Origin of the sequence: Stenotrophomonas sp. RG-453 (genome assembly GCF_033843685.1) — a bacterium.
GTDB lineage: Bacteria > Pseudomonadota > Gammaproteobacteria > Xanthomonadales > Xanthomonadaceae > Stenotrophomonas > Stenotrophomonas bentonitica_A.
On record NZ_JAMYED010000004.1, the window covers coordinates 281,672 to 307,035 of the forward strand.

General features: G+C 67.0%; 22 protein-coding genes. 10 read left to right on the plus strand and 12 right to left on the minus strand.

Annotated elements, in window-relative coordinates; genetic code table 11:
• Nucleotides 1-60 precede the first annotated feature (60 nt).
• From NJD74_RS09585 to NJD74_RS09625, 9 genes are all read right to left on the minus strand, one after another.
• On the minus strand, nucleotides 61-3,198 hold the full coding sequence (locus tag NJD74_RS09585; protein WP_319624166.1) for a discoidin domain-containing protein: 3,138 nt from the start codon (nucleotides 3,196-3,198) through the stop codon (nucleotides 61-63).
• A gap of 47 nt (nucleotides 3,199-3,245) precedes the next feature.
• Nucleotides 3,246-4,082, minus strand: a complete 837-nt coding sequence (locus NJD74_RS09590; RefSeq protein WP_019182882.1) for a carbohydrate ABC transporter permease — start codon at nucleotides 4,080-4,082, stop codon at nucleotides 3,246-3,248.
• Nucleotides 4,079-4,960: a sugar ABC transporter permease gene (locus tag NJD74_RS09595; RefSeq protein ID WP_019182881.1), complete on the minus strand. Its 882-nt coding sequence runs from the start codon at nucleotides 4,958-4,960 to the stop codon at nucleotides 4,079-4,081. Before NJD74_RS09595 ends, NJD74_RS09590 begins: the two co-directional genes overlap by 4 nt.
• Nucleotides 4,957-6,273: a sugar ABC transporter substrate-binding protein gene (locus tag NJD74_RS09600; protein WP_319624057.1), complete on the minus strand. Its 1,317-nt coding sequence runs from the start codon at nucleotides 6,271-6,273 to the stop codon at nucleotides 4,957-4,959. The genes NJD74_RS09595 and NJD74_RS09600 overlap by 4 nt, the downstream gene beginning before the upstream one ends.
• Before the next feature lie 33 nt (nucleotides 6,274-6,306).
• Entirely contained in the window at nucleotides 6,307-7,920 is a 1,614-nt protein-coding gene (locus NJD74_RS09605; RefSeq protein ID WP_019182879.1) for a glucoamylase family protein, read from the minus strand.
• Between the two features lie 226 nt (nucleotides 7,921-8,146).
• Nucleotides 8,147-11,206 carry a TonB-dependent receptor gene (locus NJD74_RS09610; RefSeq protein WP_019182878.1) on the minus strand — a complete coding sequence of 1,020 codons (3,060 nt, stop codon included), beginning with the start codon at nucleotides 11,204-11,206 and terminating at the stop codon, nucleotides 8,147-8,149.
• Between the two features lie 90 nt (nucleotides 11,207-11,296).
• The gene (locus tag NJD74_RS09615; RefSeq protein WP_019182877.1) at nucleotides 11,297-12,334 is read right to left on the minus strand and encodes a LacI family DNA-binding transcriptional regulator; all 1,038 of its coding nucleotides are present in this window, start codon (nucleotides 12,332-12,334) and stop codon (nucleotides 11,297-11,299) included.
• Between the two features lie 148 nt (nucleotides 12,335-12,482).
• Entirely contained in the window at nucleotides 12,483-12,752 is a 270-nt protein-coding gene (locus NJD74_RS09620; protein ID WP_070470362.1) for a BolA family protein, read from the minus strand.
• Nucleotides 12,749-13,048 (minus strand): YciI family protein, encoded by a 300-nt coding sequence (locus NJD74_RS09625; protein ID WP_070425514.1) that lies wholly within the window; start codon nucleotides 13,046-13,048, stop codon nucleotides 12,749-12,751. The genes NJD74_RS09620 and NJD74_RS09625 overlap by 4 nt, the downstream gene beginning before the upstream one ends.
• A gap of 220 nt (nucleotides 13,049-13,268) precedes the next feature.
• Here NJD74_RS09625 and NJD74_RS09630 point away from each other — a divergent pair, with 220 nt between their 5' ends.
• The 3 genes from NJD74_RS09630 to NJD74_RS09640 are packed head-to-tail and all read left to right on the plus strand — an operon-like array spanning nucleotide 13,269 to nucleotide 17,115.
• Nucleotides 13,269-14,300: a ScpA family protein gene (locus NJD74_RS09630; protein WP_174704336.1), complete on the plus strand. Its 1,032-nt coding sequence runs from the start codon at nucleotides 13,269-13,271 to the stop codon at nucleotides 14,298-14,300.
• Between the two features lie 15 nt (nucleotides 14,301-14,315).
• The gene (gene scpB / locus NJD74_RS09635; protein WP_319624058.1) at nucleotides 14,316-15,353 is read left to right on the plus strand and encodes an SMC-Scp complex subunit ScpB; all 1,038 of its coding nucleotides are present in this window, start codon (nucleotides 14,316-14,318) and stop codon (nucleotides 15,351-15,353) included.
• Nucleotides 15,346-17,115, plus strand: a complete 1,770-nt coding sequence (locus NJD74_RS09640) for a pseudouridine synthase (protein WP_266085125.1) — start codon at nucleotides 15,346-15,348, stop codon at nucleotides 17,113-17,115. Before scpB ends, NJD74_RS09640 begins: the two co-directional genes overlap by 8 nt.
• 149 nt (nucleotides 17,116-17,264) lie before the next feature.
• Here NJD74_RS09640 and NJD74_RS09645 read toward each other — a convergent pair whose 3' ends face one another.
• The 3 genes from NJD74_RS09645 to NJD74_RS09655 form a co-directional block, all read right to left on the minus strand.
• A complete protein-coding gene (locus NJD74_RS09645) occupies nucleotides 17,265-17,699 on the minus strand; it encodes a hypothetical protein (protein WP_019182871.1) in 435 nt (144 codons plus the stop codon).
• A 184-nt stretch (nucleotides 17,700-17,883) separates the two neighbouring features.
• A complete protein-coding gene (locus NJD74_RS09650; RefSeq protein ID WP_319624059.1) occupies nucleotides 17,884-18,708 on the minus strand; it encodes an amidohydrolase in 825 nt (274 codons plus the stop codon).
• Entirely contained in the window at nucleotides 18,708-19,856 is a 1,149-nt protein-coding gene (locus tag NJD74_RS09655) for a pyridoxal phosphate-dependent aminotransferase (protein WP_070425517.1), read from the minus strand. Before NJD74_RS09655 ends, NJD74_RS09650 begins: the two co-directional genes overlap by 1 nt.
• Before the next feature lie 102 nt (nucleotides 19,857-19,958).
• On the opposite strand from NJD74_RS09655, the gene ccmA reads away from it, so the two are divergent.
• The 7 genes from ccmA to NJD74_RS09690 all read left to right on the plus strand — a co-directional run bounded on the left by ccmA (nucleotide 19,959) and on the right by NJD74_RS09690 (nucleotide 25,343).
• Nucleotides 19,959-20,588, plus strand: coding sequence for a heme ABC exporter ATP-binding protein CcmA (gene ccmA / locus NJD74_RS09660; protein ID WP_070425518.1), 630 nt, complete (start codon nucleotides 19,959-19,961; stop codon nucleotides 20,586-20,588).
• Nucleotides 20,585-21,280, plus strand: a complete 696-nt coding sequence (ccmB, locus tag NJD74_RS09665) for a heme exporter protein CcmB (RefSeq protein WP_019182867.1) — start codon at nucleotides 20,585-20,587, stop codon at nucleotides 21,278-21,280. The genes ccmA and ccmB overlap by 4 nt, the downstream gene beginning before the upstream one ends.
• Before the next feature lie 123 nt (nucleotides 21,281-21,403).
• Complete coding sequence (gene ccmC, locus NJD74_RS09670; RefSeq protein ID WP_019182866.1) at nucleotides 21,404-22,168, plus strand: heme ABC transporter permease CcmC; 765 nt, start codon at nucleotides 21,404-21,406, stop codon at nucleotides 22,166-22,168.
• Nucleotides 22,165-22,350, plus strand: a complete 186-nt coding sequence (gene ccmD, locus NJD74_RS09675) for a heme exporter protein CcmD (protein WP_019182865.1) — start codon at nucleotides 22,165-22,167, stop codon at nucleotides 22,348-22,350. Before ccmC ends, ccmD begins: the two co-directional genes overlap by 4 nt.
• On the plus strand, nucleotides 22,347-22,808 hold the full coding sequence (gene ccmE, locus NJD74_RS09680) for a cytochrome c maturation protein CcmE (protein ID WP_019182864.1): 462 nt from the start codon (nucleotides 22,347-22,349) through the stop codon (nucleotides 22,806-22,808). The genes ccmD and ccmE overlap by 4 nt, the downstream gene beginning before the upstream one ends.
• A complete protein-coding gene (locus NJD74_RS09685; protein ID WP_319624060.1) occupies nucleotides 22,809-24,722 on the plus strand; it encodes a heme lyase CcmF/NrfE family subunit in 1,914 nt (637 codons plus the stop codon).
• Nucleotides 24,723-24,731: 9 nt separating this feature from the next.
• Complete coding sequence (locus NJD74_RS09690; RefSeq protein ID WP_319624061.1) at nucleotides 24,732-25,343, plus strand: DsbE family thiol:disulfide interchange protein; 612 nt, start codon at nucleotides 24,732-24,734, stop codon at nucleotides 25,341-25,343.
• Nucleotides 25,344-25,364: the final 21 nt, after the last annotated feature.

Here is a 25,364-nt window from a genome sequence, read left to right on the forward strand (position 1 = left end):
CCGGCGCGAACGCCAGCACGGCGGCCAGCAGGCCGCGCCTCAACTTCGTCATCTGCCGCATTACGGTGCCTTGCGTTCCGCCCGGCGTACCGATGCCGGAATCTCGATCTCGACTTTGGCCGGCACCTGCATCACCCGCAGCTCGCCGCCCACCCATTGCGCTGGCTCACCGTTGATGGTGGTGGCGCCCGGCTCGCCGCTGTACGGCCATGGCAACACCACCCCACCGGCGGGCGGAATCAGGCCGGCCGACACGGTCAGGGTGAGCTGCTTGTCATTGCGGACCAGTGCGTAGTTGAGCTGGCCGTTCGGCGTGCGCAGGCCCTGCACGCCGACGCCCTTGCCTTCCAGCCAACGCGACGGCACCCCGGCGGCCAGCACCAGGCTGTCGTCGATGTCGCGGCTGTAGGCGAACATGTCCAGCGCGGAGCGCACGAAGTCCGAGGCCACCCAGGCGTGTGGCAGGTCGCCCAGGAAGAACGGCTTGCGCGGCGTGCGCGAGACCACTTCGGCCCACTGGTTCCAGGGCTGCGGCGCGCGGTCCTTGAAGAAGAACTCGGTCGCCTGCCAAGCGCGGTCACGCCAGCCCAGGCGCACGAACGCAGCCACGTTGCGCCACTCGTACGGGGTGTAGTCCTTCCACTCGCGCTTGCCATCACGACGCGCTTCGAACTCGCTCCAGTAGCGCTCGAAGGTGTTGTTCAAGTACGGCTGCGGCAGGCGCCCCTGCTCACCGGCCGGGGCCAGTGCGATGGTGGTCGAGGTCGCGTCGAAATCGCCCAGCTCGGCCGAACCGGGCAGGTAGTCGATGCTGTGCTGCGCGGTCGCTGCCAGCAACGAGGCCTGCAGGTCGTCACGGAACTGATCGCGCGACTCGCTGATCTGCATTGCCTCAGCCTTGCCCAGGGTGCTGGCGATGATCGCGGCATCCTTGTAGCCACGCAGCGCCCAGAAGTTGTCCCAGTAGGAATGCATCGGCTTGGCCGAATAGCCCTCGTGGCTGATCGAGACCGGCATCATTCCGTAGAAGGCCGGGTTGCGGGCGCGGTTTTCCTCGGTGCGCTCGCTCAGGCGCAGCTGCTCCATGTACTGGTAGGCGCCCTGCACGTGCGGCCACATCACTTCCAGGAAGGTGGTGTCGCCGGTGTAGCGCCAGTATTCGGCGATGTTGAAGATCAACTCGCCGTGGCTGTCGTTCTCCGGCACCGGATCGCTGCCGCGCGAGTCCACGCAGCACGGCACCTTGCCGTTGTCGAACTGGTACGGCGCGTACCAGTTCACGTACTGGCGCACCGCATCACTACGGCCCATGCGCAGCAGGCCCTCGGAAATCATCGCGCCGTCGCGGATCCAGCTGCGCGAGTACGAGCGCGTGCCCGGCTGGATGCTCGGCCCGATCCGCGAGATCAGCATGTGCGCCAGCGCGGTGCGCAGGGTATCGGCCAGCGGCTTGCCGGCGGCCGGCACCTGCAGCGTCACCTGGTCCAGCTTGGTCCGCCACATCGAGGCGACCTGCTGTTGCGCCTTGGCGGCATCAAAGGCCTTGGGCATCGTCCAGTTGCCGGTCTGCGGCAGCACGATGGCGACCTCCCGGCTCTGGCCGGGCTCCAGTTTCCAGCGGTACAGCAGCGCGCCGGAGGCCAGGCCGGTGCCGTCCTTCACTTCGGTGGTGCCCGGTAGCTTGCCGCTGGCCAGGTGGACCACGTCCAGCTTGCTGTCGAAGGCGGTGGCGAAGGCCGCATCCGGCGCCTGCGCCGGATACAGGCGCGGCTTGCCGTTGACGTCCACATGGGTCGGGTCGACCGACAGGTTGTCGATCCGGCTCACACCGCCAACGGTGTTGAGGAACTGGGTCGGCGGATTGACCTGCCACGGGCGCACCGCCAGGGCCAGGGTGTACTCGTGGGCGACCTTGTCCGGGTTGCGCAGGGTGTAACGCCCGACCAGCTGCGCATTGTCCGGCGTGCCCTGCACGAAGCCGGTGACCTGCAGGCCGGCCTTGTCGTGGGTCCAGCCGACATTGGCGATCGGCAGGTAATCATCCTGCAGCGACTGGCTCGTCTTGACGTCGGCCCAGCTCAGCAGCTTGTTGTCCACCAGCACGAACGGCTCCACGCTGAAGCTGGACTTGGCCACTTCCAGCGCACCGTCTTCGCCGATCAGGGCCTGTTCGCGACCGCCATCCAGGCCCAGCAGCGTCCAGTACGGCTGTTCACCGGTGAAGCCACGCGGCACCGAACCGCGCGGCAGGTCGGCGCCCACCGAGCGGACGAAATCATTCGGGGTATCGGCGAACTCGAGCGGCTTGAGCGTGATGTCACGGATGCCGTAGCGCCAGCTCGGGCCGCCCTTGAGGTCGAAGCGCAGATAGCGCGCCTCGGTATCCGGCAGCGCCAGCCAGTCGCGGCCACCGCCGCCGGCGGTCACCTCGCGGCGCGTGTCCCAGCTGCGCCCGTCGGCCGAGGAGCGCACTTCATACCGCGTGGCCTCCAGCCCGGGCAGCCACTCGATCACCGCCCCGCCGAACTCACGCACCTTGTGCAGGTCCAGGGTGATGGTCTGCTCGGCCACGCCGCCGCTGATCCAGACCGTGTCCGGCTTGCCATCGACGATGCGGTTCTGCAGCGCGGTGGCGGTATCGGCGATCACCGACGGGCTCAGTGAAGAGGTATCGGCCGCCGGCAGTCCCTGCAGCGTGAGCCGGTCGAAACAGACCGTGCCCTTGCCGCCGACCTTGCTGTAGATGGTGAACTCGATCGCGGCGCTGCGCTTGAGCGTCGGGTCCGTTTCCGGCCCCCAGGCCTTGTCGATCTGGCGCTTGCGGTACTGCACCGGTGCCCAGGCCTTGGGTAAGGCATAGCCGGGCCGGTTGACCCACCAGACGTTGTCGCCGCTGGCGTCGATCAGCTTGAACTGCAGGTCGTTGGCCGGGGAGTCACCGCGCAGCTGGAAGCCGAACTGGTAATTCTCCGGGTACTGGATGCCCAGCTCGCGGCGGATGCCGACGTAGCCGGACACGTTGTGGAAGTCGTAGTCCAGGCAGAGCGCGCGCCCGCCGCCGGTGCCGGCGACGCTGCGCAGCGAGCCGCTGACCTGGTCGGAGACGACCAGCTTCCAGGGCGTCATGTCGTCGAAGCTGTCCAGCACCTTGGGTGCGGGCAGCACCGGCGTCGCCGGCGGTGCGGCCGAGGCCGCCAGTGACCAGACCAGACCCAGACCCAGACCCACCGCGACGACGGCATGCTTCACCCTTTGACACTCCCCAGCAACAGACCTTGGATGTAATAACGCTGCAATGCCAGGAACAGCAGCAGCACCGGAACCACCGTGACCACCGCGCCGGCCATCATCATCTCAACATCCATGATGTGCTCGCGCGAGAGCGTGGCCAGGGCCACCGGGAGAGTGTAGTGCTCCTGGTCGGTCAACACGATCAAGGGCCACATGAAATCGTTCCACGCGGCCATGAAGGTGAAGATCGACAGCGTCACCAGCACCGGCTTGAGCATCGGCAGCACGATCTGGAAGAAGATCCGCAGCTCCCCTGCCCCGTCGATCCGGGCCGCTTCAAGCAGCTCATCCGGGATCGAACGGGCGTACTGGCGGACCAGGAAGATGCCGAACACGGTCGCCAGCGCCGGCACGATCACGCCGCCGAAGTTGTTGACCAGGCCCAGCTGCTTCATCAGCAGGAACAGCGGCAGCATCGCCACCTGCGCCGGGATCACCAGCGCGGCCAGCAGCAGCTGGAAGATGCGCTCGCGGCCGGCGAAGCGCAGCTTGGCGAAGGCATAGCCGGCCATGGTGTTGAGCAGCAGCGAGCCGAAGGTGATCGCCAGCGACACCATCAGGCTGTTGACGAAGTTGTTGGCCATGCCGGTACGGGCGAACAACTCATGGTAGTTCGCGGTCGTCAGCGACGAGGGCAGCAGCGGCGGCGGGAAATGCGCCGCCTCGCCGGTCGGCATGAACGACACCGACAGCATCCACAACAGCGGCGCCAGGCTCAGCGCGGCCAGCACCAGCAGGCCACCATTGACCCACCAGGCGTGCCAGCGCGATTGACCGATTTCACGACTCATACCAACTGCCTCTTGCGGCCGAAACGCAGCATGATGCTGGTCACGCCCAGGATGATCAGGAACAGCAGGAACGCCACCGCGGAGGCGCGGCCCAGGTTCCACCACTTGAAGCCTTCTTCAAACATGAAGTACAGCACGCTGACGGTGCTCTGCAGTGGGTCGCCACGGGTCATCACGTAGGGCTCGGCGAACAGCTGGAAATAGCCGGACACGGTGATCACGCCGACCACCAGCAGCACCGGGCCGAGCATCGGCAGGGTGATGTGCAGGAACTGCTTCCAGCGCGAGGCGCCGTCGATCCGGGCCGCCTCGTACAGGTCATGCGGGATCGCCTGCAGGCCGGCCAGGAAGATCACCATGTTGTAGCCGAAGTTCTTCCACACCGCGAACAGCATGATGGTCGGCATCGCCCAGTTCGGGTCGCCCAGCCAGTCGATCGGGCTGATGCCCAGGTGGCCCAGGCCGTAGTTCACCAGGCCGTAGCTGGTGTGGAACAGGTAACGCCAGATCACCGCCACCGCCACCAGGGTGGTCACCACCGGGGCGAACAGTGCGGTGCGGAACAGCGCCTTGAAGCGCGCAGCCGGGGCGTTGAGCAGGATCGCCGCGCCCAGCGACACCGCGATCGACATCGGTACACCGACGATCACGAAGTAGGTGGTGTTCCACAGCGACTTCCAGAACATCGGGGTCTGCAGCAGGTCGATGTAGTTGCCCAGCCCGACGAAGCGCAGGTTCTCGCCGTCGGCCAGTGCGTACAGATCGAAATCGGTGATGCTCAGGGCCAGTGCCGAGAACACCGGCAGGCCGAAGAACACCGCGATGACCAGGATGGCCGGGCCGGCGAACATCCAGCCGGCAAGCGAACGCTGCTTCATGGCGCCGCCTCCGTGGCGACCGCGCTGGAGTGCTGCTTGTCGCTCACCCCGGAGGCGTCGCGCCGGTGCTGCTCATGCATCCAACGGCGTTTGGCGAGGACCTTGTCCACGCGTTTGTCCAGTTCTTTCACTGCCACGTCCTGATCCATGCCACCACGCACCACCTGTTCGGTGATGATCCGCATTTCCTGCACGATGCGCTCCCACTCCAGCACCTTCGGCGTGGGTTTGACCCGCTCGAGCTGGTCGCGGAAGGGCTGCGCCAACGGGTCGTTGGCCAGCGAGGGGTAATCCCAGGTGCTGCGCCGGGGCGGCAGGTCACCGATGATCGAATGGAAGCGTTCCTGGATCGCCGGGCGCGACAGGAACTCGATCAGCTTCCACGACGCTTCCTTCTGCTGCGAGGAGCGGAAGATCACCAGGCTGGTTCCACCGGCGATGCCGGCGCCGGGGCCGTCCGGGCCCGGCAGCGCAGCGGTGCCCCACTGCCCTTCCAGCGCCTTGGGCTGCAGCTTCTTGAACTCGCGGATGTTCCAGGGGCCGGACACGTAGAACACGTTGAAGCCACGGAAGAATTCATCCCAGACGTTGGAGATCTGCGTCTCGGACATGCGCGGGGCCCAGCCCTGCGCGAACATGTTCTCGTAGAAGCCCAGCGTCCTGCGGAAGCCGGGGCTGCTGAAGTTGCCGCGGGTATCGTCATCCCGCAGCAGCGGGTCCGGCTGCTGCAGGGCGAAGGACAGCTGCTGCTCGAACTCGTTGATCGGCATCAACACGGCATAGCGGTTCGCGCCCTGCATCTTCTTGATCGCCGCCATCATCGCGTTCCACTCGTCCCAGGTGCGCGGCGGATGGTCATAACCGGCCTTGGCGAGCATGTCCTTGCGGTAATACAGCAGGCGGGTATCGACGTACCACGGCACGCCGACCAGCTCGTCATGGATGACGTTGGTATCCCAGATGCCCTGGAAGTAATCGGCCGGGTCCACGACCTTGGACTGCGCCACGTAGGGCTGCAGCGGGGTCAGGGTATTGAGCTCGGCGAATTCGGGAATCCAGGTATTGCCCAGCTGGCACACATCCGGCAGGCCGTCGGCCGCGAACGCGGTCAACAGCTTTTCATGCGCGGCCGTCCACGGGATGTTCTGCACATCCACATGGATACCCGGGTTTTCCGCCTCGAACTCACGGATCAGGCCGGTGACGACTTCGGCCTCGCGGCCCATCGCCCAGAAACGCACGGTCACGCCTTCCGGTTCTTTTCGGCAGGCACTCAACAACAGGCTGCCGACCAGCAGCAGCAACAGACTCAACCCCAGCTTCGGGCGCGACGACGATGGCACTGCTTACTTCCCCTGCTGCTGGTTGCGGTTCGAATTGGAATTGTTCTTCTGTTCCTGGGCGGCTGCCGCACGCGATTCGGCGATGCCGACCGAGCGGGCCGAGGCCGCCTTTTCATCTTTCTGCAGTTCCATCGGCTGGTCCTCGCCTTCCGGCGTCAGCCAGCCACCGCTGAAGCCGGCGCGCTCCAGACCCTTGCGGATATGCGCGTTCTTCTTCATCACGTTCCAGACGAAATCGTTCCGGTAGTTGGCGATCATCGTCAGGATCGGGCCCTGGTCGATGCCGATGTAATCGCTGGCCACCCAGCCGCGATCCGGGACCAGGCGACCGGTCTTGATCGGGATGTCGTAGTTGAAGCTCGGGTTGAACGAATCCAGGAACCCGTAGCTGGAGTAGATGTAATCGCCATAGCGCTTGTGCATCTCCACCGCGGCCGGGATCACTTCTTCCGGGGCGAACACGATCGAGGAGATCGCGGCGGTCGGTGCGATGGTGCCGTCATCGAAATTCTCGCGCAGGCCCGCGCCGCGCGAGGAGTAATGGCGGAACTGGCGCTGCTCGCCGCGGTATTCCTGGGTGGTGTTCTGCGGGCCGTCGCTGGCGGTCAGGCCCCACACGTTCTGGCCGTAATCCTTCCAGTTCATCGGGTTGGCGATCGCGTATTCGCGCTGCGCCAAGGCGGCCGAGCGGCTGTTGAGGAAGTAGGTGCTGCCCCGCTCGCGCATGTAGGCATCCTGGATGTCGCGGAAGTCCACCCAAACATGCGTGTACTGGTGGCCGAACAGCGGGCCGAAGGACAGGTATTCCTGGCCCTGGTAGACGCCCCAGTCGTTGTCGTAGGTGCGCGTCCAGACCGTCCAGGCGTCCGGGCTGACCGGGTGGGTCGGCGAGCCGAGCGCGAGGATGTAGACCATCATCGCCTCGTTGTAGCCCATCCAGTCGTGATCGATGAAGCCGCTCTCCGGGAACCAGCCCATCGAGATCAGCGGTGCGCGCTGCTGCAGCCAGGGCCAGTCCACGCGCTTGTAGAGCGTGTCGGCGATCTCGCGGATCTCTTTCTCGCGCGCGTCGTCACCGTCGTAATAGGACTGTGCGAACAGCACGCCCATCATCAGCAGCGCGGTATCCACGCTGGAGAGCTCCACCCAGCTGTCGTAGCGGCGGCCTTCCTGCATGTCCAGGAAGTGGTAGTAGAAGCCCTTGTAACCGGCCTTGCCGGTGCGCTGTGGGCCCATCGGCAGGTCGCGAAAATACTTCAGCGTCAGCAGGGTGCGGTCGATCGCCTGGGTGCGGCTGACCCAGCCGTTCTCGATGCCGATCGGATACGCGGTCAGCGCATAGCCCACCGAGGCGATGCTCGCGAACGGGCGCGACGGGTAACGGTCCGGGCTGAGCCCGTTGACCTCATTGGTGGTATCCCAGAAGAACTGGAAGGTGCGGCGCTCGATATCGTCGAACAGCGGCGGCAGTTCCGGCTTCATCGGCCGCGGCGGCACATCCGCCTCGACCAGGATCACGGGCGGCTTGGGCTTGGCCGGCTCCTGCTGGGCCTGCGGCTGACAGGCAACGGCGGCGACGCTGATCGCCGCAGCGGTCAACAGGTGGCGTGCCTGCATGGGCCAACTCCTTCTACGGTGTTCGTGACTGGGAAGCATAACGTCCAATGACCTGAAATCGTTTACAGAACGCCGCTTAAAAAAACCACGCGTGCGTGGTCCGAACAAGCGGGTCATTGCCCAGGCCGCTGCCACCCTCCGTGGCAGCGGCCTGGACAATGGACTGGCCCGAAGGCCAGCCATTGCCATGAAACCGGCCCCGTCCAAAGACGGGGCCGTTGTTGCATCAGAAGCGGAAGCCGACTTCTGCCTTGACCTGACGCGGCGTACCGATGATGTCGCCGGTCTCGTTGTAGCTGGCCTGCAGCTTGCCGTTGGTCTTGACGTAGTTGTAGGTCGAGAAGTTGTCGAAGTTGAACACGTTGATGATGTCGATACGAGCGTACAGCTCGGTCTCGCCCGGCATCTTGAACGTCTTCGTCGCCTGCAGATCGACCGAACGGTAGCCGAAGATCTTGCCACCCAGCAGGAACTTGCCATTGGCATTGGGCACGGCTGCCTGCGGGGTCGGCAGGTTGTAGCCACTGGCCTGCGGCACCGGGTACCAGTCGTTGACGGCGGTCGGGGTAGCCAGGGTGACCTTGCCACCGAAGGTGATGCCCCAGAAGCCCGCGTACGAACCGGTGACCACCAGGCGGTGGCGCGGCGCGCCGTTGGAACGGATGGTCGGATAATCTTCGATCAGGCCGCGGTCGAACGCGTACTTCTCGTTGATGTCACGGTTGTGGCGCGCGGTGGTCCAGGTGTAGGCCACCGAGGTGCCCCAGCCGCTTTCCTGGGTGAACGGCTTCTGCGCCGACAGCAGGACCTGGGTCGCACGGGTCTTGATGCCCTGCTGGCCGATGATCAGGCTGCCGAAGCCCGGCACGTTGCAGCTCCAGGCCTGGCTCAGGCCCGGGTCGGTGCCGCCGCACAGGCGCGGGTCATCGAAGAACTGGCCGGTCGGGTAACGGTTGCCCAGGGTGAAGGCGAAGCCGTCGTAGCTCAGGGTGCGGGAAATGGTGGCATCGGTCAGCCACTCACCGACCTGGTTGCTCATGCCGAAGCTGAACTGGTCCGAGTACGGCACCTTGAGGTTGTTGTTCAGCAGATCGACTTCCAGGCCGGCGTTGCTGGTCGAACCGACCAGGGCCTGCAGGTTGCCGATGCCGTTGAGTAGGTTCGGGTTCCAGTCATAGCAGGCGGCCTGGCCGTCGATGCAGGTGCCGGTGGCCGGGTTGCGGAAGTAGATGGTCGGCTGCGGCAGGGCCAGCTTGGTGGTTTCCAGCTGCAGGTTGTCGAACAGATCGCGGTCATACGAACGACCGGCACCACCGTGGAACACGTGCTGCTCGTCGGCGTTGACGTCATACGAGAAGCCCAGGCGCGGCTGCCAGGCGTCCTTGAACGCCTTGCGGTTGTGGCCGTTGCTGATGTAGTCGCCGATGTTCAGGCCGCCCAGCGCCAGCGAATCGGCGTAGGTCTGGCCCGCGGCCGCGCGCGGATCCTGCGAGTAGATCGCGTCGACCACCTGCTGCGGGGTCACGAAGTCCAGGTAGGACGGGGTCTTCTCGTAGTCCCAACGCAGGCCGAGGTTCAGCTGCAGATGGTCGTTGACCTGCCAGTCGTCCTGGATGAACAGGCCGATCTGCTTGGACTTCGAGCGCACTTCGCCCGACACGCCCGACACGCCGGTCACCGGCTTGACGAACTGCGCCTTGTACGGAATGGAAGACGGGAAGTCCGGATCACCCAGGCTGTAGGTGAAGGTCGGATTGATCTGCGCGGCATCGGATGCGTACAGATCGATCTGCTTGTACTTGGCGCCCATCTTGATGGTGTGGTCACCCTGCCACTCGATGCCGTCCAGGGTCAGGTTGTCTTCGATCGACCAGCCCTTCTGGCCCTTCACCTGCGAATCCAGCGCCGATGCGCCACCGATCTTCACCACGGTGCGGTCTTCGGTGCCGTCCGGTGCGGTGTAGGTGATGCCGTTGGCCAGGGTCAGCGGGGTCGGGTTGTTGAACGAATCTTCGTGGGTGACCATCAGTTCGTTGTAGTAACGCTCGCCGCTGTGGTTCCAGCGCAGGGCGTAACGACGGTCGGTGTTGACCACTTCACGGCCGGCTTCCGGCGAGGTCTGGCCGCTGAACTGCGACTGGGTTTCATCGCGGTCCTGGAAGGTCAGCTCGATGCGATCGTTGTCGGTCGGCTCGAAGTCGATCTTGCCGAAGATCAGATCCTGCTGGAACGGCTGGCTGGCCGGGCCGAGGCCGGCGGCGCCTTCCGGCGGCAGCAGCGCGGCAGCGCGGCCGACCGCGCCGTCCGGCGCGATGGTGACCGGCAGGTCGAAGCGCTTGGCTTCGTAGGTCACGAAGAAGTGCGCCTTGTCCTGGATGATCGGGCCACCCAATGCAAAACCGTATTCCTTCTCGGCCGATGCCTCTTTGCTCTGGCCAGCCTGGCGCTCGGCCGGGGTCTTGGCGCGCATGTCTTCGTTGGTGTAACGGTAGAAGGTTTCACCCTTGAACTCGTTGGTACCGGACTTGGTGGCCGCGGTCACGGCCGCGCTCGACACCTGGCCGTATTCGGCCTTGTAGTTGCCGCTGATGACCTTGTATTCACCGATCGCCAGCTGCGGGAACGGGTTGCCGGCGCTGCCGGACTGGCCGGCCACGCCGCCGCCCTTGACGTAGCTCTTCTGGCCCACGCCGTCGATGTAGACGTTGGTGCCGTCGGAGTTGGTGGCACCGCCACGCAGCGAGGTGTTGCCCTTGGCATCACGGGTGAAGATCAGGCCCGGGACCGCGTCGGCGAATTCCAGGAAGTTGCGCGACACCTGCGGGGTGGTCTGGATCTGCTGCAGGCTGACGGTCTTGCCCACTTCGGAGGTACGCACTTCCTGCAGCAGGGTCGGTGCAATGACGTTGACCGTGTCCAGGTTGGTGGCGTTGGCGGTGCCGCCGTTGGCCGGCGCGCCGCTGAAGTTCAGGGTCGCGGTGGAGGCCACGGTGACCGTCACCTTCTGCGTCTGGCCATTGGCCACGACGTTGTAGGTGCCCGGGTCCAGGCCCATCAGCGAGTAGCTGCCATCGGCACGGGTGGTGGCGCGGCGCACGGTGCCGCTGGCCACGTTGGTGGCGGTGACTTCGGTGCCGGCGGCAGCCTCGGCGACCTGGCCGCGCAGCGACGAGGTGGCCGACTGCGCCATCACGCTCGGGGCGGCGCCCAGCATCAGGCAGGTGACCAGCGCGCTGGACAACAGACTGCGTGCGGGCGCGCGGTTGCGGTGATTGGAATACGTCATGTAACTCTCCGGGTGGTGGTGGCCGTCTTTGCGGCCCCTGTCGTTTTATGTGGTGCGTTTTTTTAGGGCGTCACGACCAACGGTCGTGACCTACTGCTCGGTTCTGGCTCTGCTCGAATCACGCACGATCAGGGTCGGTACAAGCGTCTGCTTGTCGCCGGCCCCTTCTGTGTTGTTGCCATCCATCAACTGCAGCAGGCGCGTCGCGGCCTTATCGCCGAGGTCGGCGATACTCACCTGCATCGTTGTCAACGATGGGTGAACGAAACGTGCCAGCGGAATGTCATCGAACCCCGCCAATGCGACATCGAACGGGACACGGACGCCTGCCTGCGCGAACGCATACAGACACCCCAGCGCCATCATGTCGTTGGCGGCGAACACCGCGTCGGGCAGCGTGCCGGCTGCCAGCAACTCCTGTCCGGCGCGATGGCCGGAAGCTTCGTCAAAGTCACCGGGCAACTCGATCCCTTCGGCAGCATCGCCGAAGGCCGCCAGCGCATCGCGGAAACCGCGCAGGCGCTCACGGGCGTCGTAGTTGAGGTCCGGACCGGAAATGAAGGCAATGCGCCGATGCCCGACGTCCAGCAGGTGGCGGGTCATGGCCATCGCGCCGGCATGGTCATCGATGCTCAGCACCGGATGATCCTGCTCGGGCAGATACGTGTTGATCAGCACCGTGGGCAACGACTGCGGCAGGTTGTCGGTCAGGAAGCCCGGGCTCTCGGCATACGGCGAGAGCACCAGCAACCCGTCGACACGGCCGCGCATGGCCCGCAGGGCCGCGCCCTGCTGCTCCTGGTCACCGTGGTAACTGGACACGAGCAGATGCTGGCGACGCTCGCGGGCCACCCCATCGATGCCGCGCATCAGTTCGGAGAAGAATTCGCCATAGAGATCGGGCAACACCACGCCAATGGTATTGGTCCGCCGGCTGCTCAGGCTCCGGGCCGCTGCATGCGGGGTGTAGCGCAGTCGCGCCGCCACCTCCAGCACCAGCTTGCGCACGGGCTCGGCAACATTTTCATGGCCATTGAGTGCGCGCGAGACCGTGGCAACAGAGACACGGGCTTCACGGGCGACATCTTTGATAGTGATCGCTGCCTTGTTCACTTCGCCGCCCTCCACGGCTTAGAGATCTGGGCTTGGCGCGGAATGTAAGCGTTTTCAAACCCGGATGTAAACACTACGTTAGCCTCATGTCGTACGGCGGTAACCAAAAGCTGTCCATGGCGGCCCTTTCCGGGACCGACCAGGACAAGGCGGGACAAGGGTTTCAGCGGTTTTTGACCGGTGTCTCGGCGCGAATGGACAACGCGTGGATATCGGTCTCCATCATCGTCCCCAAGGCCGCATAGACGGCCCGATGGCGCGCCAGCGGGAGCTTTCCTTCGAAGGCTGCGCTGACCACGTGCACCTTGAAGTGCCCCCGACCATCACGCGCGCCCTCGTGGCCGGCATGGCGATGACTGTCGTCCTTGACCTCCAGCAGCTCCGGATCCAGCGCCTGCTGCAGCGCCTCGCGGATACGCTCGACCCGGTTCATGGCAGGACCTTGCGGAACGGACGCACCTGGACGCGCACGTAGACGCCCGACTCCACATAGGGATCGGCGGCGGCCCAGTCCTGGGCGTGGGTCAGCGAATCGAACGCGGCGATCACCACGCTGCCGCTGAAGCCGGCCGGACCGGGATCTTCGCTGTCGATGGCCGGGCACGGGCCGGCCAGCAGCAGCCGGCCTTCATCCTGCAGGGCCTGCAGCCGGGCCAGATGGGCCGGGCGCGACGCCAGACGGGCGGCCAGCACATCGGTGCCGTCATAGCCTTCAATCACATACCACACGGGCAACTCCGAGGTCTTGTTGAATCGATCCCGCGCATTCTAGCGGGGCTGGCTGGACACTGGCGCCCCAACCCCGTAGTCTTAGCTCCATTGCACGTGGCTGGACGCAGCGCCCCGTCGGCCCCCGGCTCCACCGCCAGCCGACGACCGATCCACTGCCCCACACCAGCACACGTAGACGACCTCCCCGTAGTTCTGTCGCTGCCCATCGCGGCGCGCCTTGCTGTTTGAAGTGTGGAACCGCGCCGACCCAGGCGTGTCATGGCTTGCCATCCTGCCGCCCGGGACCGTTCCGGACGCTGGCATGGTGCGGCGACCGGTCCGTTGCAATACTGACGTCTATTTGATGACTGCCGAACTCGCGCCCGACGCGAACCCGCCAACCCGAGTGCCCGCCCCACAGCAGCAGGAAATGCCGCTGGCCGTGGTGCATGGACAGCCGGTCCTGCAGATCCCGCAGGATCTGTACATCCCACCGGACGCGCTGGAAGTCATCCTGGATGCCTTCGAAGGTCCACTGGACCTGCTGCTGTACCTGATCCGCCGGCAGAACCTGGACATCCTGGACATCCCGGTGGCCGAGATCACCCGCCAGTACGTCGAGTACATCAACGTCATGCAGGAGCTGCGCTTCGAACTGGCGGCCGAATACCTGGTGATGGCGGCGATCCTGGCCGAAGTGAAGTCGCGGATGCTGCTGCCGCGGCCGCCCAGCATCGAGGGCGAGGAAGCCGATCCACGCGCCGAGCTGGTGCGCCGGCTGCAGGAGTACGAACGTTTCAAGCAGGCTGCCGAAGACATCGACAGCCTGCCCCGCCAGGACCGCGATACCACCGTGGCCCACGCCTTCGTCCCCGACCGCGCGGCCGTCAAGCTGCCGCCGCCGGTGGATCTGAAGGAAATGCTGATGGCGCTGCACGACGTGCTCAAGCGCGCCGAGCTGTTCACCGGCCACGCGATCAAACGCGAGGCACTGAGCGTGCGCCAGCGGATGGGCGACGTGCTGGGTCGTCTGGAAGACGGCAGGTTCTACCGGTTTGAAACGCTGTTCACCGCCGAAGAAGGCAAGCTGGGGGTGCTGGTCACCTTCCTGGCCCTGCTCGAACTGGCCAAGGAACAGCTGCTGGACATCGTCCAGGAAGCTCCGCTGGCGCCGATCTACGTGAAGTCCCTGGCCGCCGGCAACACCAACGAACCGCTGCAGTTCAACAGTGAGTTCGACGACAACGACGCCGCCAACGCATCCGACTGAGCACCCGACCCACGTATGGATCAACCGCTGATCAACCGTATTGTCGAAGGCGCCCTGCTGGCCGCCAGCGAGCCGTTGACGCTGGCGCAGCTGCAGGGTCTGTTCCCGGAAGAGGAACCGGCACCGCCGGGCAGCATCGAACGCGCGCTGGAACTGCTGCGCGAAGGCTGCCAGGACCGCGGCGTGGAACTGGTCGAGGTGGCCTCCGGCTTCCGCTTCCAGGTCACCAGCGAGGTGCACGGTTACATCACCCGGCTGTGGACCGAACGCAAGACCCGCTACACCCGCGCCACCCTGGAAACGCTGGCCCTGATCGCCTACCGCCAGCCGATCACCCGCGGCGAGATCGAACAGGTCCGCGGCGTGGCGGTCAGCAGCAACATCATCCAGGCCCTGGAAGAGCGCGAATGGATCCGCGTGATCGGCCACCGCGACGTGCCCGGCAAGCCGGCGCTGTTCGGCACCACCAAGGGCTTCCTGGATTATTTCGGCCTCAAGCGCCTGGACGAACTGCCCCCGCTGTCCGAGCTGCGCGACCTGGGTGAGCTGGAACCGCAGCTGCCGCTGGACAGCGAAGGCCAGCCGGCCGGCCGCCTGCCCGCTGGCGCGGCGACACCGGATGCGGCGCTGGACAGCGACGCGGCCAACGACGACGACGCCCCGGCGCCGACGGACCCTGCGGAGCCGGTGGCCCCTGCAGCGCCAGTGGATCCTGCAGACCCGGTGGACCCGGCCGCCGCCCGCCTGGCCGCCCGCGTGGCGCTGGCCTCGGCGCGGCTGGCGGAGCAGCCGGCAGATCCGGACAATAGCGAAGCTTCCGCCGATGCGGACGCTTCGGACACCCCATCCCATGCGCCGTTGTCGCCTGCCGACGACGACGCGGATACGACCGCCAGCGATGGCGAACCCGATACCGCGCCGGGAGAGCGCGCGGCGCCCCAGAACGAAACCGAAAACAACGCCGTCGCGAAGACGACCGTGGCTGTTGACGAAGCCGATCCCGAACCAGAGGCCGACGCATCCGTTGCCGGCCGGAGCCAAGTAAATGAGTGACACCCCCCGCAAGCCGTCGTTGAACAAGCTTTCGCTCAAGCGCGAAACCGCCTCCGAACAGCCCAAGCTCGAAGAGCGCCTGCACAAAGTGCTGGCGCAGGCAGGCCTGGGTTCGCGCCGCGCGCTGGAACAGCGCATCGCCGATGGCCTGGTCAAGGTCAATGGCGAGGTCGCGCAGACCGGCCAGTCGATCAAGAGCGGCGACAAAGTCGAACTGGACGGCCGTGGCTTCGTGGCCACCGCGCTGACCGAAACGTCGCGCGTGCTGGCCTACAACAAGCCGGAAGGCGAAGTGACCACGCGCGAAGATCCCGAAGGTCGCCCGACCGTGTTCGAAGCGCTGCCTGCCCTGAAGGGCGCGCGCTGGATCGCGATCGGCCGCCTGGACATCAACACCACCGGCCTGCTGCTGGCGACCACCGATGGTGAGCTGGCCAACGCGATGATGCATCCCTCCTACGAGGTCGAGCGCGAATACGTGGTGCGCGTGCGTGCCCCGGAAGGCGAAGAGAAGGTGCCGGACAGCATCGTCGACCGCCTCGCCCGTGGCGTCGCGCTGGAAGACGGCCCGGCCAAGTTCGACGAGATCGAACGCATCGGCGGCACCGACTCGCACGACTGGTTCCGCGTGGTCGTCAAGGAAGGCCGCAACCGCGAAGTGCGCCGCCTGTGGGAATCGCAGGGCTGCCAGGTCAGCCGCCTGAAGCGCACCCGCTACGGCAAGGTGAGCCTGCCGCGCGAACTGCTGCGTGGCCAGTCGGTCGAACTGCCGGCCAAGCAGGTCGAAGCGCTGCGCGCCGAACTGAAGCTGGAAGAAGGCGCGCCGTCGGCGCTGACCCTGCAGCCGGTGATCGGCCAGCGCCGCGCCGCCAAGACCACCGTGCGCGTCTCGCGCGAGGGTGGCCGTGGCAACGCCTACGTCAACGGCCACAACTCGGCCGATGAAGGCCGAGAACTGCGTCGTTTCGACAACGTGCGCGAAGAGCGCGGCCGTGGTCGCGGCGGCAAGGGCGGCGGCTTCAAGGGTGGCCTGACGGTCAGCGGCGAAGCAGCAGCCAAGCAGTCGCAGCGCCCGTTCAAGGCGCGCCCGGACAAGGGCAACCGTGCGCTGCCGGAAGGCAACCCGGCCGCGTTCCGCAGCTGGTATGTGCCCGACGGTGTCAGCACCGGCCCGAGCGGCCACCGCAATGCCGGCCCGGGCGCTGCCCGTGGCCCGGGTGCACGCGGGCCGGGTGCCGGCGCAGGCGCCGGCGGCCAGGGCCGTCCGTACGGCAAGCCGAAGGGTCCGGGTGGCGCAGGCGGCCCGGGTCGCGGCAGCTACGGCGGCGGCGCTGAAGGCCGCGGCGGTTATGCCGGCGGTGGCGAAAGCCGTGGCGGCTACGGCGGCCAGGGCCGTCCGGCCGGTCCGGGCGGCGGTGGCAACCGCGGCGCTCAGGGGGGCCAGGGTCCGTCCCGCCATCCGTATGGCCATCCGGGCAATGCACCGAGCTTCCCGTCCGACCACGCCAATCCGGGCGCCAGCCCGTACGGCAGCGCGCGCCCGGCGGGCAACCGCGGTCCGGGTGGTCCGGGTGGCAACCGTGGCCCGGGCGGCGCCAATGCGCGCGGTCCTGGCGGCAATCGCGGCCCCGGTGGTCCGGGCGGCAACCGGGGTCCGGGTGGCCCGGGTGGTCGCGGTCCGGGCGGCCCGGGCGGTCGTCCCGGCGGCAACCGTGGCCCGGGCGGCGGCGGTCACCGTGGTGGCGGCCCGCGCGGCGGCTGATCAGTGACACAAAAAAACCCCGGCTTCGGCCGGGGTTTTTTGTTGGGTCCGCGCGGGCGGCGATCAACCCGGTCGTGTAGAGTCACCATGGGTGGCTACGCGTCATGCCGGAGACGGTGGTGCAGCCACGCGTGGCGTGGCTCTACCCCTCAACGTCGCTCGATGGTGAAGCGGCCTACCCCCACGCCCAGGTCCCAGCCCTTGCCGGTGCCCGCCAGAGCGAGTGAGATATCGCCCTTGGTCATGACCTGCGCATTGCTGGATTTGTCAGCGCCTGCGTGCGCTTCAACGGCGGCATAGGAGCCGATCAGGTCGTTGACCGAGTAGGCGCCGGAGAACTTGCCCTTGCCATCGACGATCTTGGACTTGCCCACGGTGAGGCCGCCGCCCTTGGCGGTGATCTTGACCGGAATGCGCGCGCCGTTGTCGCACTGGATGGTGCCCGTGCCGGAAGCGGTCTTGTACAGCACCGACCACCCGGCCAGGTTGTAGTGCAGTTCGCAATCGATGTTGCCGGCGGCCTGCGCAGCCGGGACGGCCGAGATACCAGCCAATGCGATCAATGCCAGGGAGAACTTCTTCATGCGGGTCCGCTCGTACTGAAGGGGTAACGCGCCGAATCTAGCAGCGTGCGCGTGTGGCGCGGATGATGCACCCCACGCGCATCCGGCGTCTGTTCAGCCCGAGCGGCCCCGGTAGTGCCGGCCGCTGGCCGGCTCCAGGCAATCCTGCAACGTACAGAGCCGGCCAGCGGCCGGCACTATCGTTTCAGCTGCGTTCCTGCAGGCTGAAGCTGTCCGCATCAAGCATCGCCGGGAAGCGCGCGCGGTGCGCGGCCAGGGCCGCTGCCGAGATGGCGGTGGTGACCACCTGCTCGCGTTCGCGCACTTCCACCTGTGGCTGGCCCAGGAAATCGATCACGGCACTGTCGCCGGCGTAATGCAGATCGTTGCCGTCCACGCCGATCCGGTTGACCGCCGCCACGTAGCAGAGGTTCTCGATCGCGCGCGCGCGCAGCAGCGTCTTCCAGGCGTAGGCGCGTGCCGAGGGCCAGTTGGCCACGAAAATCTGCAGATCGAAATCCAGCTGGTCGGCGCGCTCTACGTTGTAACGGTTGCGGCAGAACACCGGGAAACGCAGGTCATAGCAGACCTGCGGATTGATCCGCCAGCCCTTCCACTCCACGCTCAGGCGCTGGCTGCCGGCGGCATAGCGCTCATGCTCGCCGCCGTAACGGAACAGGTGGCGCTTGTCGTAGTACTGCAGCTCGCCATCCGGCGTGGCCCACAGCAGACGGTTGTAGGCACCATCGCCTACCCGCAGCTGCACGCTGCCGGTCACCGCCGCGCCCAGCCGCACGGCCTGCTCGCGGATCCACGCCACGGTCGGGCCGTCCATGCCTTCGGCCTTGTCGATGGCGTCGTTGGAGAAGCCACTGGTGAAGGTTTCCGGCAGGATCACCAGATCGGTCTGCCCGGCCAGCGGCGCCAGCAGCGCGCCGTAATGGGCGCGGTTGCCGGCCGGGTCGTGCCAGCGGGTGTCGCCCTGGACCAGGGAAATGCGCAGGTCCTGCAGCTCGGTCACCGTGCTCATCACAGGGCCCGCAGGCGTTCGATCGCCGCGTCCATCGTGGCGTCGTTCTTGGCAAAGCACAGGCGAACCAGGCGCTGGCCGGCGGGCGCGGTCTCATAGAACGGCGACAGCGGGATTGCCGCCACGCCCTTCTCGATCGTCAGCCACTTCACGAATTCGTGGTCGGGCAGATCGCTGATCGCCGAATAGTCCACCAGCTGGAAATAACCGCCCGGCACCGGCAGCGCCTTGAGCCGGGTACCGGCCAGCTGCTCGCGGAAACGGTCGCGCTTGGCCTGGTAGAACGCGCCCAGTTCCAGATGATGCTGCGGCTCGTCGCGGATCATGGCGGCGAAGCCGTACTGGGCCGGCCCGAAACTGGTGAAGGTGTTGTACTGGTGCACCTTGCGGAATTCGGCGGTCATCGCCGGCGGCGCGATCGCATAGCCGATCTTCCAGCCGGTGCAGTGGTAGGTCTTGCCGAAGCTGGAAATCACGAACGCGCGCTCGCGCAGTTCCGGATGACGCAGCGAGGATTCGTGGCGGCGACCGTCGTAGATGATGTGCTCGTACACCTCATCGGAGATCAGGTAGATGTCGGTGCCGCGCAGCACATCGGCCAGCGCCTGCATGTCATCGGCCGTCAGCATCGCGCCGGACGGGTTGTGCGGGGTGTTGACCATCAGCAGGCGGGTGCGCGGGCTGATCGCCGCACGCACGCGGTCCCAGTCCACCGCGAAGGTCTGCGGGTCCAGCGGTACGTGCACGGCGCGCGCACCGGCCAGGTCGATCGCCGGTTCGTAGCAGTCGTAGGCCGGGTCGAGCACGATCACTTCCTCGCCCGGGCGGACCACGGCGTGGATGGCATTGAAGATCGCCTCGGTGGCGCCGCTGGTGACGGTGATCTCGGTGTCCGGATCAACCTGCGCGCCGTACAGGTCCAGCGACTTCTGCGCGATGGCCTGGCGCAGTGGCGCCACGCCGGTCATCGGCGGGTACTGGTTGAGCCCGCCCTGCATCGCGGCGATGGTTTCATCGATCAGCCGCTGCGGTGCGGAGAAATCCGGAAAGCCCTGACCAAGGTTGACCGCGCCGTGTTCGGCGGCGAGCTGGGACATCACGGTGAAGATGGTGGTGCCCACCTTGGGCAGCTTGGTTTGCGGTTGCATCGGCAGCAGGGAAAGAACCGGGGGAACTCCCAGTGTACGCAAATCATCCGACCCGTTCCCCCGATACAATGGCGGCCCATTCCGGTGCAAAGATCCCGCCCCTTGAACGCCCCTCCGTTGCTGGCCGCGCATGGCCTTGGCTTCAGTCGCAACGACGAACCCGTCTTCGGCCCGCTGGACCTGCACGTGGATGCCGGGGAAGCCCTGCTGGTGCAGGGCGACAATGGTGCCGGCAAGACCACCCTGCTGCGGGTGCTGGCCGGGCTGCTGCGCGCCGGCAGCGGCCAGGTCGAGATCGATGGCAAGCGCGCCGGGCACAAGGAGCGCGCCCACTATGTGGCCTATCTCAGCCACCTGCCCGCACTCAAGCCGGACCTGGACACGCTGGAGAACCTGCATTTCCTGTGCGGACTGCACGGCCGCCGCGCCCGCCAGATGCCCGGCAACGCGCTGGCGATCGTCGGCCTGGCCGGCTATGAAGACACCCTGGTGCGACAGCTCTCGGCCGGCCAGAAGCGCCGCCTGGCGCTGGCCCGCATCTGGCTCTCGCCCGCGCCGCTGTGGCTGCTCGATGAGCCCTACGCCAATCTCGACCTGGACGGCATCAACCTGGTGAACCGCATGATTTCCGCGCACCTGCGCAGCGGCGGCGCCGCCCTGGTCACCACCCACGGCGCCTACGCGGCCCCCCCGGTGCGCACGCGCCTGCTGACCCTGGGAGCGGCGGCATGATCGCGCCAGGCACCGAACCGGGTCTGTGGCAGACCGCGCGGGCCCTGATTGCCCGCGACATGCGCCTGCTCTGGCGGCGCCGCGGCGATGCGCTGCAGCCCTTGCTGTTCGCACTGCTGGTGGTGGTGCTGTTCGCACTGGCGCTGGGCCGCGACCCGGAGGCGATGGCGCGCGTGGCCGCGGCGGTGATGTGGCTGGCGGTGCTGCTGGCCGGCCAGCTGGCGCTGGACTCGCTGTTCCGCAGCGATGCCGAAGATGGCTCGCTGGAGCAATGGCTGCTGGCCCCGGTTCCGCTGGCCTGGCTGGTCCTGGTGCGGGTGCTGGTGCACTGGGTCACCACCGCCCTGCCGTTGATCGTGATGTCGCCGCTGCTGGCGGAAATGCTGCATCTGCCGCATGACCAGCTGCCGATGTTGCTGGCATCGTTGCTGCTGGGAACGCCGTTGTTGAGCCTGATCGGCGGGGTGGTCGCCGCGCTGACGGTCGGCATCCGGCGCTCTGGTATTCTCGTGGCGCTGCTGGCCCTGCCGCTGTATGTGCCGGTGCTGGTGTTCGGCGCGGGCAGCGTGGCCGCGGTCGCCCGCGGCCAGGACCCGATCGGCGCCCTGCTGATGCTGGGCGCCGGGCTGGTGGTGGCGCTGGTGCTGGCCCCGCTGGCGACAGCCGCGGCGATCCGCATCTCGCTGAGTTGAGCGGTATGGCGTACTGTCGGTGGCGTGTGCTGTGTTGTGAGCGTCACCTGCCTCCGCGTCATCCGTTGCCGAGCCACTCCACGTCCGTTTCATCGCCGCCTTTCGTTGGATAGCCACTGCCGCATGCACCCGATCGTCCGCTGGTTCCACCAACTCGGTTCCCCGCCCACCTTCGACCGCTTCGCCGCGCGCTGGTCGCGGGTGTTCTACCTGGCGGCGGTACCGGTGCTGCTGGTCGGTATCTGGCAGGCGCTGGCCGTCGTGCCGGCTGATTCCAAGCAGCTGGACAGTTTCCGCATTCTTTACATCCACGTCCCCAGCGCGTGGATGAGCCTGTTCGTGTTCGCGCTGATGGCGCTGTACGCGGCGATCGCGCTGATCTGGCGGATCAAGACCTGCGAGGTACTGGCGATGGCCTGCGCCCCGCTCGGCGCCGGCTTCACCCTGATCACCCTGCTGACCGGCAGCATCTGGGGCAAGCCGACCTGGGGCACCTGGTGGGACTGGGACCCGCGCATGACCACCGAGCTGATCCTGCTGTTCCTGTACCTGGGCGTGATCGGCCTCTACCACGCCATCGAGGACCGTCGCAGCGCCGCGCGCGCGGCGGGCCTGCTGTCCATCGTCGGGGTGAGCCTGCTGCCGGTGATCCGCTATTCCGTGGAATGGTGGGGCAGCCTGCACCAAGGCCAGACCATCCGCCTGTTCGGCGAGTCCACGCTGGATGCCAGCATGGCGCTGCCACTGTGGCTGATGGTGATCGGCACCAAGCTGTGGTTCGCCGGCTCGCTGCTGGCCAAGGCCCGCGCCGACAACCTGCTGCGCGAGGCCGGCAAGGCCTGGGTCACCGCCGGCACCCGTGCACCGTTGGAGGACACCCGCCCATGACCCACCTGCCCTATGTGATCGCCGCCTATGCGGTGTTCGTGCTGGTCCTGGGCAGCGATGCCATCGGTTCCTGGCTGCGCCTGCGCTGGGCGCGCCGCCTGGCCGCGCGCCGCCAGCAGCGCCAGCAGGCCCGCACGGCCGCCGGCAGCGCACCGCCGCTCGCGCCGGAGCTGACCCGATGAATCCCGTCCGGCGTCGCCGCCTGCTCTGGGTGATGCTGCTGGTGCTGGCCTCCGGTCTGGCGACCGCGCTGGTGGCGATGGCCCTGCAACGCAATATCGCCTACCTCTACACACCCTCCGAAGTGCTGCGCGGTGATGCCGGCGACCATGCCCGGTTCCGCCTGGGCGGCATGGTGGTCAAAGGCTCGCTGCAGCGCGCGCCCGGCTCGCTGGATGCGCACTTCGTGGTGACCGATGGCGATGCCACCCTGCCGGTGGTCACCTCGCGGATCCTGCCGGACCTGTTCGCCGAGGGCACCGCCGTGGTCGCCACCGGGCGCCTGCAGGACGGCCGCTTCGTCGCCGAAGAAGTGCTGGCCAAGCACGACGAAACCTACATGCCCAAGGAAGTGGCCGACAAAATGGGCCAGGCGCACACCAAACACGATGTGCCCGTGCCGGCACCGGAGACGTACTGAGTGCTGCCGGAACTGGGGCAGATCCTGCTGGTCACCGCGCTGTTGATGGCCGTGCTGCAGACCGTGCTGCCGTTGTGGGGCGCCCATCGTGGCCGCGCCACGTGGATGGCGGTGGCGCGACCGGCGGCGTACGCCCAGCTGGCGCTGCTGCTGGGCGCGTTCGGCGTGCTGACAGCAGCCTTCGTCACCCAGGATTTCTCGGTGCGCTATGTGGCCGAGAATTCCAACTCGCTGCTGCCGCTGGCCTACCGTTACTCGGCTGTCTGGGGCGCGCATGAAGGCTCGCTGCTGCTGTGGGCGCTGGTGCTGGCGCTGTGGTGCGGCGCGGTTGCGCTGTGGTCCAAGCGGCTGCCGGCCGAGGTCTGCGCGCGCGTGCTCGGGGTACTCGGCATCATCAGCATCGGCTTCCTCGCGTTCCTGATCTTCACCTCCAATCCCTTCGCGCGGCTCATTCCGGCGCCGCTGGAAGGACGTGACCTCAACCCGCTGCTGCAGGATCCCGGGCTGATCATCCACCCGCCGATGCTCTACATCGGCTACGTGGGTTTCTCGGTGCCCTTCGCATTCGCGATCGCCGCGCTGCTGGAAGGCCGCGTGGACGCGCGCTGGCTGCGCTGGACGCGGCCGTGGACCAACGTGGCCTGGAGCTTCCTGACCATCGGCATCGCACTGGGCAGCTGGTGGGCGTATTACGAACTGGGCTGGGGCGGCTGGTGGTTCTGGGATCCGGTCGAGAACGCCAGCTTCATGCCCTGGCTGGCCGGTGCGGCGCTGATCCACTCGCAGGCCGTCACTGAAAAGCGCGGCAGTTTCGCCAGCTGGACGCTGCTGCTGGCGATCGCTGCCTTCGCACTGTCGCTGCTCGGTACCTTCCTGGTGCGCTCGGGCGTGCTGACCAGCGTGCACTCGTTCGCCGCCGATCCCTCGCGCGGCACCTTCATCCTGATCTTCCTTGCGCTGGTGATCGGCGGCGCGCTGCTGCTGTACGCGCTGCGCGCCGGTGCGCTGACCAGTGACGACCCGCGCCGCGGCTTCCTGCCGACCTCGCGCGAGACCCTGCTGCTGGCCAACAACCTGCTGCTCGCCGCGGCCTGCGGCATGGTCCTGCTCGGCACGCTGTACCCGTTGCTGGCCGATGCCCTGGGTCTGGGCAAGGTGTCGGTGGGGCCGCCCTACTTCGGCACGCTGTTCGTGGTGTTGATGGCGCCGCTGGTGGCGCTGCTGCCGTTCGGGCCGCTGGTCAACTGGCAGCGCGACCAGGCCTCGCGCCGGTTGGCGATGCTAGCCCCGTGGGCCGGGCTGGCCGTGCTGCTCGGCGTGGTCGCCTACTTCATGGCGCCGCAGGGCGCGTTGAAGACCGCCGCCGGCGTGACCGGTGCGGCCTGGGTGGCGTTGGGTACCGGGCGCTTCGTCTGGACCCGCCTGCGCGGCAATGGGAAGTTCACCGCCGAAATGGTCGGCATGCTGCTTGCCCACGGTGGCGTGGCCGTGTTCCTGGCCGGCGCGCTGCTGGTGGAGGCCTTGAACGTGCAGCGCGAAGTCGCGCTGGCCCCGGGCCAGTCGCTCGTGGTGGGCACGTACGAGGTGCGTTTTGAAGGCGTAGACCACCAGCAGGGACCGAACTACGTGGCCGATCGCGGCCACCTGCGCGTGTTCCAGCATGACCGCCAGCTGGCCCTGCTGCATCCGGAAAAACGCCTGTACGCCAGTGGCGGGCAGGTGATGACCGAAGCCGGCATCCACGCCCGTCTCAACGGCGATGTTTACGTGGCACTCGGCGAGTCGCTGGGCAACAATGCATGGGCCGTGCGCGTGCACATCAAACCGTTCGTCCGCTGGATCTGGCTGGGCGCGCTGCTGATGGCGCTGGGCGGTTTCGTCACCGCTGCCGATCGTCGTTTCCGTCGTCCCTAGGAGTTTCCCGTGTCCGATCCCCGCCCCGCCTCCCGTCCGCTGCCGCCCGTGGCCATCGTCATCGGGGTGCTGTTCTTCTTCGGGCTGCTGGGGCTGATGATCTACGGGGTGATGAAATCCGGCGCACCGGACCGCGACGTGCTGCCCTCGGCGCTGATCGGCAAGCCCGCCCCGGCCTTCGAACTGCCGGTGCTGCACGATCCACAGATCAAGGTCAGCAGCACCGAGCTGCGCGGCGCCCCGTATGTGCTCAATGTCTGGGGCAGCTGGTGCGCGGCCTGCCGTGACGAACATCCGATCCTGACCCGATTCGCCGAAACCAAGCGCGTGCGCGTGATCGGCTACAACTGGAAGGACGAGCCGGCCGATGCGCTGCGCTGGCTTGAACAGCTGGGCAATCCGTTCGTGCTGGTGCTGAGCGACATCGAAGGCCGCACTGCGATCGACTGGGGCGTCACCGCCGCGCCCGAGACCTTCCTGGTCGACGCCAGCGGCGTGGTGCGCTGGAAGTACAGCGGCGCGCTCAGCCAGCGCGTGATCGATACCCAGCTGATCCCGGAACTGGAAAAGGTGGAGCGTGCCCATGCCGATGCCCAGCCGCAGCTGCCCGATTCGCCGTAACCGCCTTGTCCGGCTGGCCAG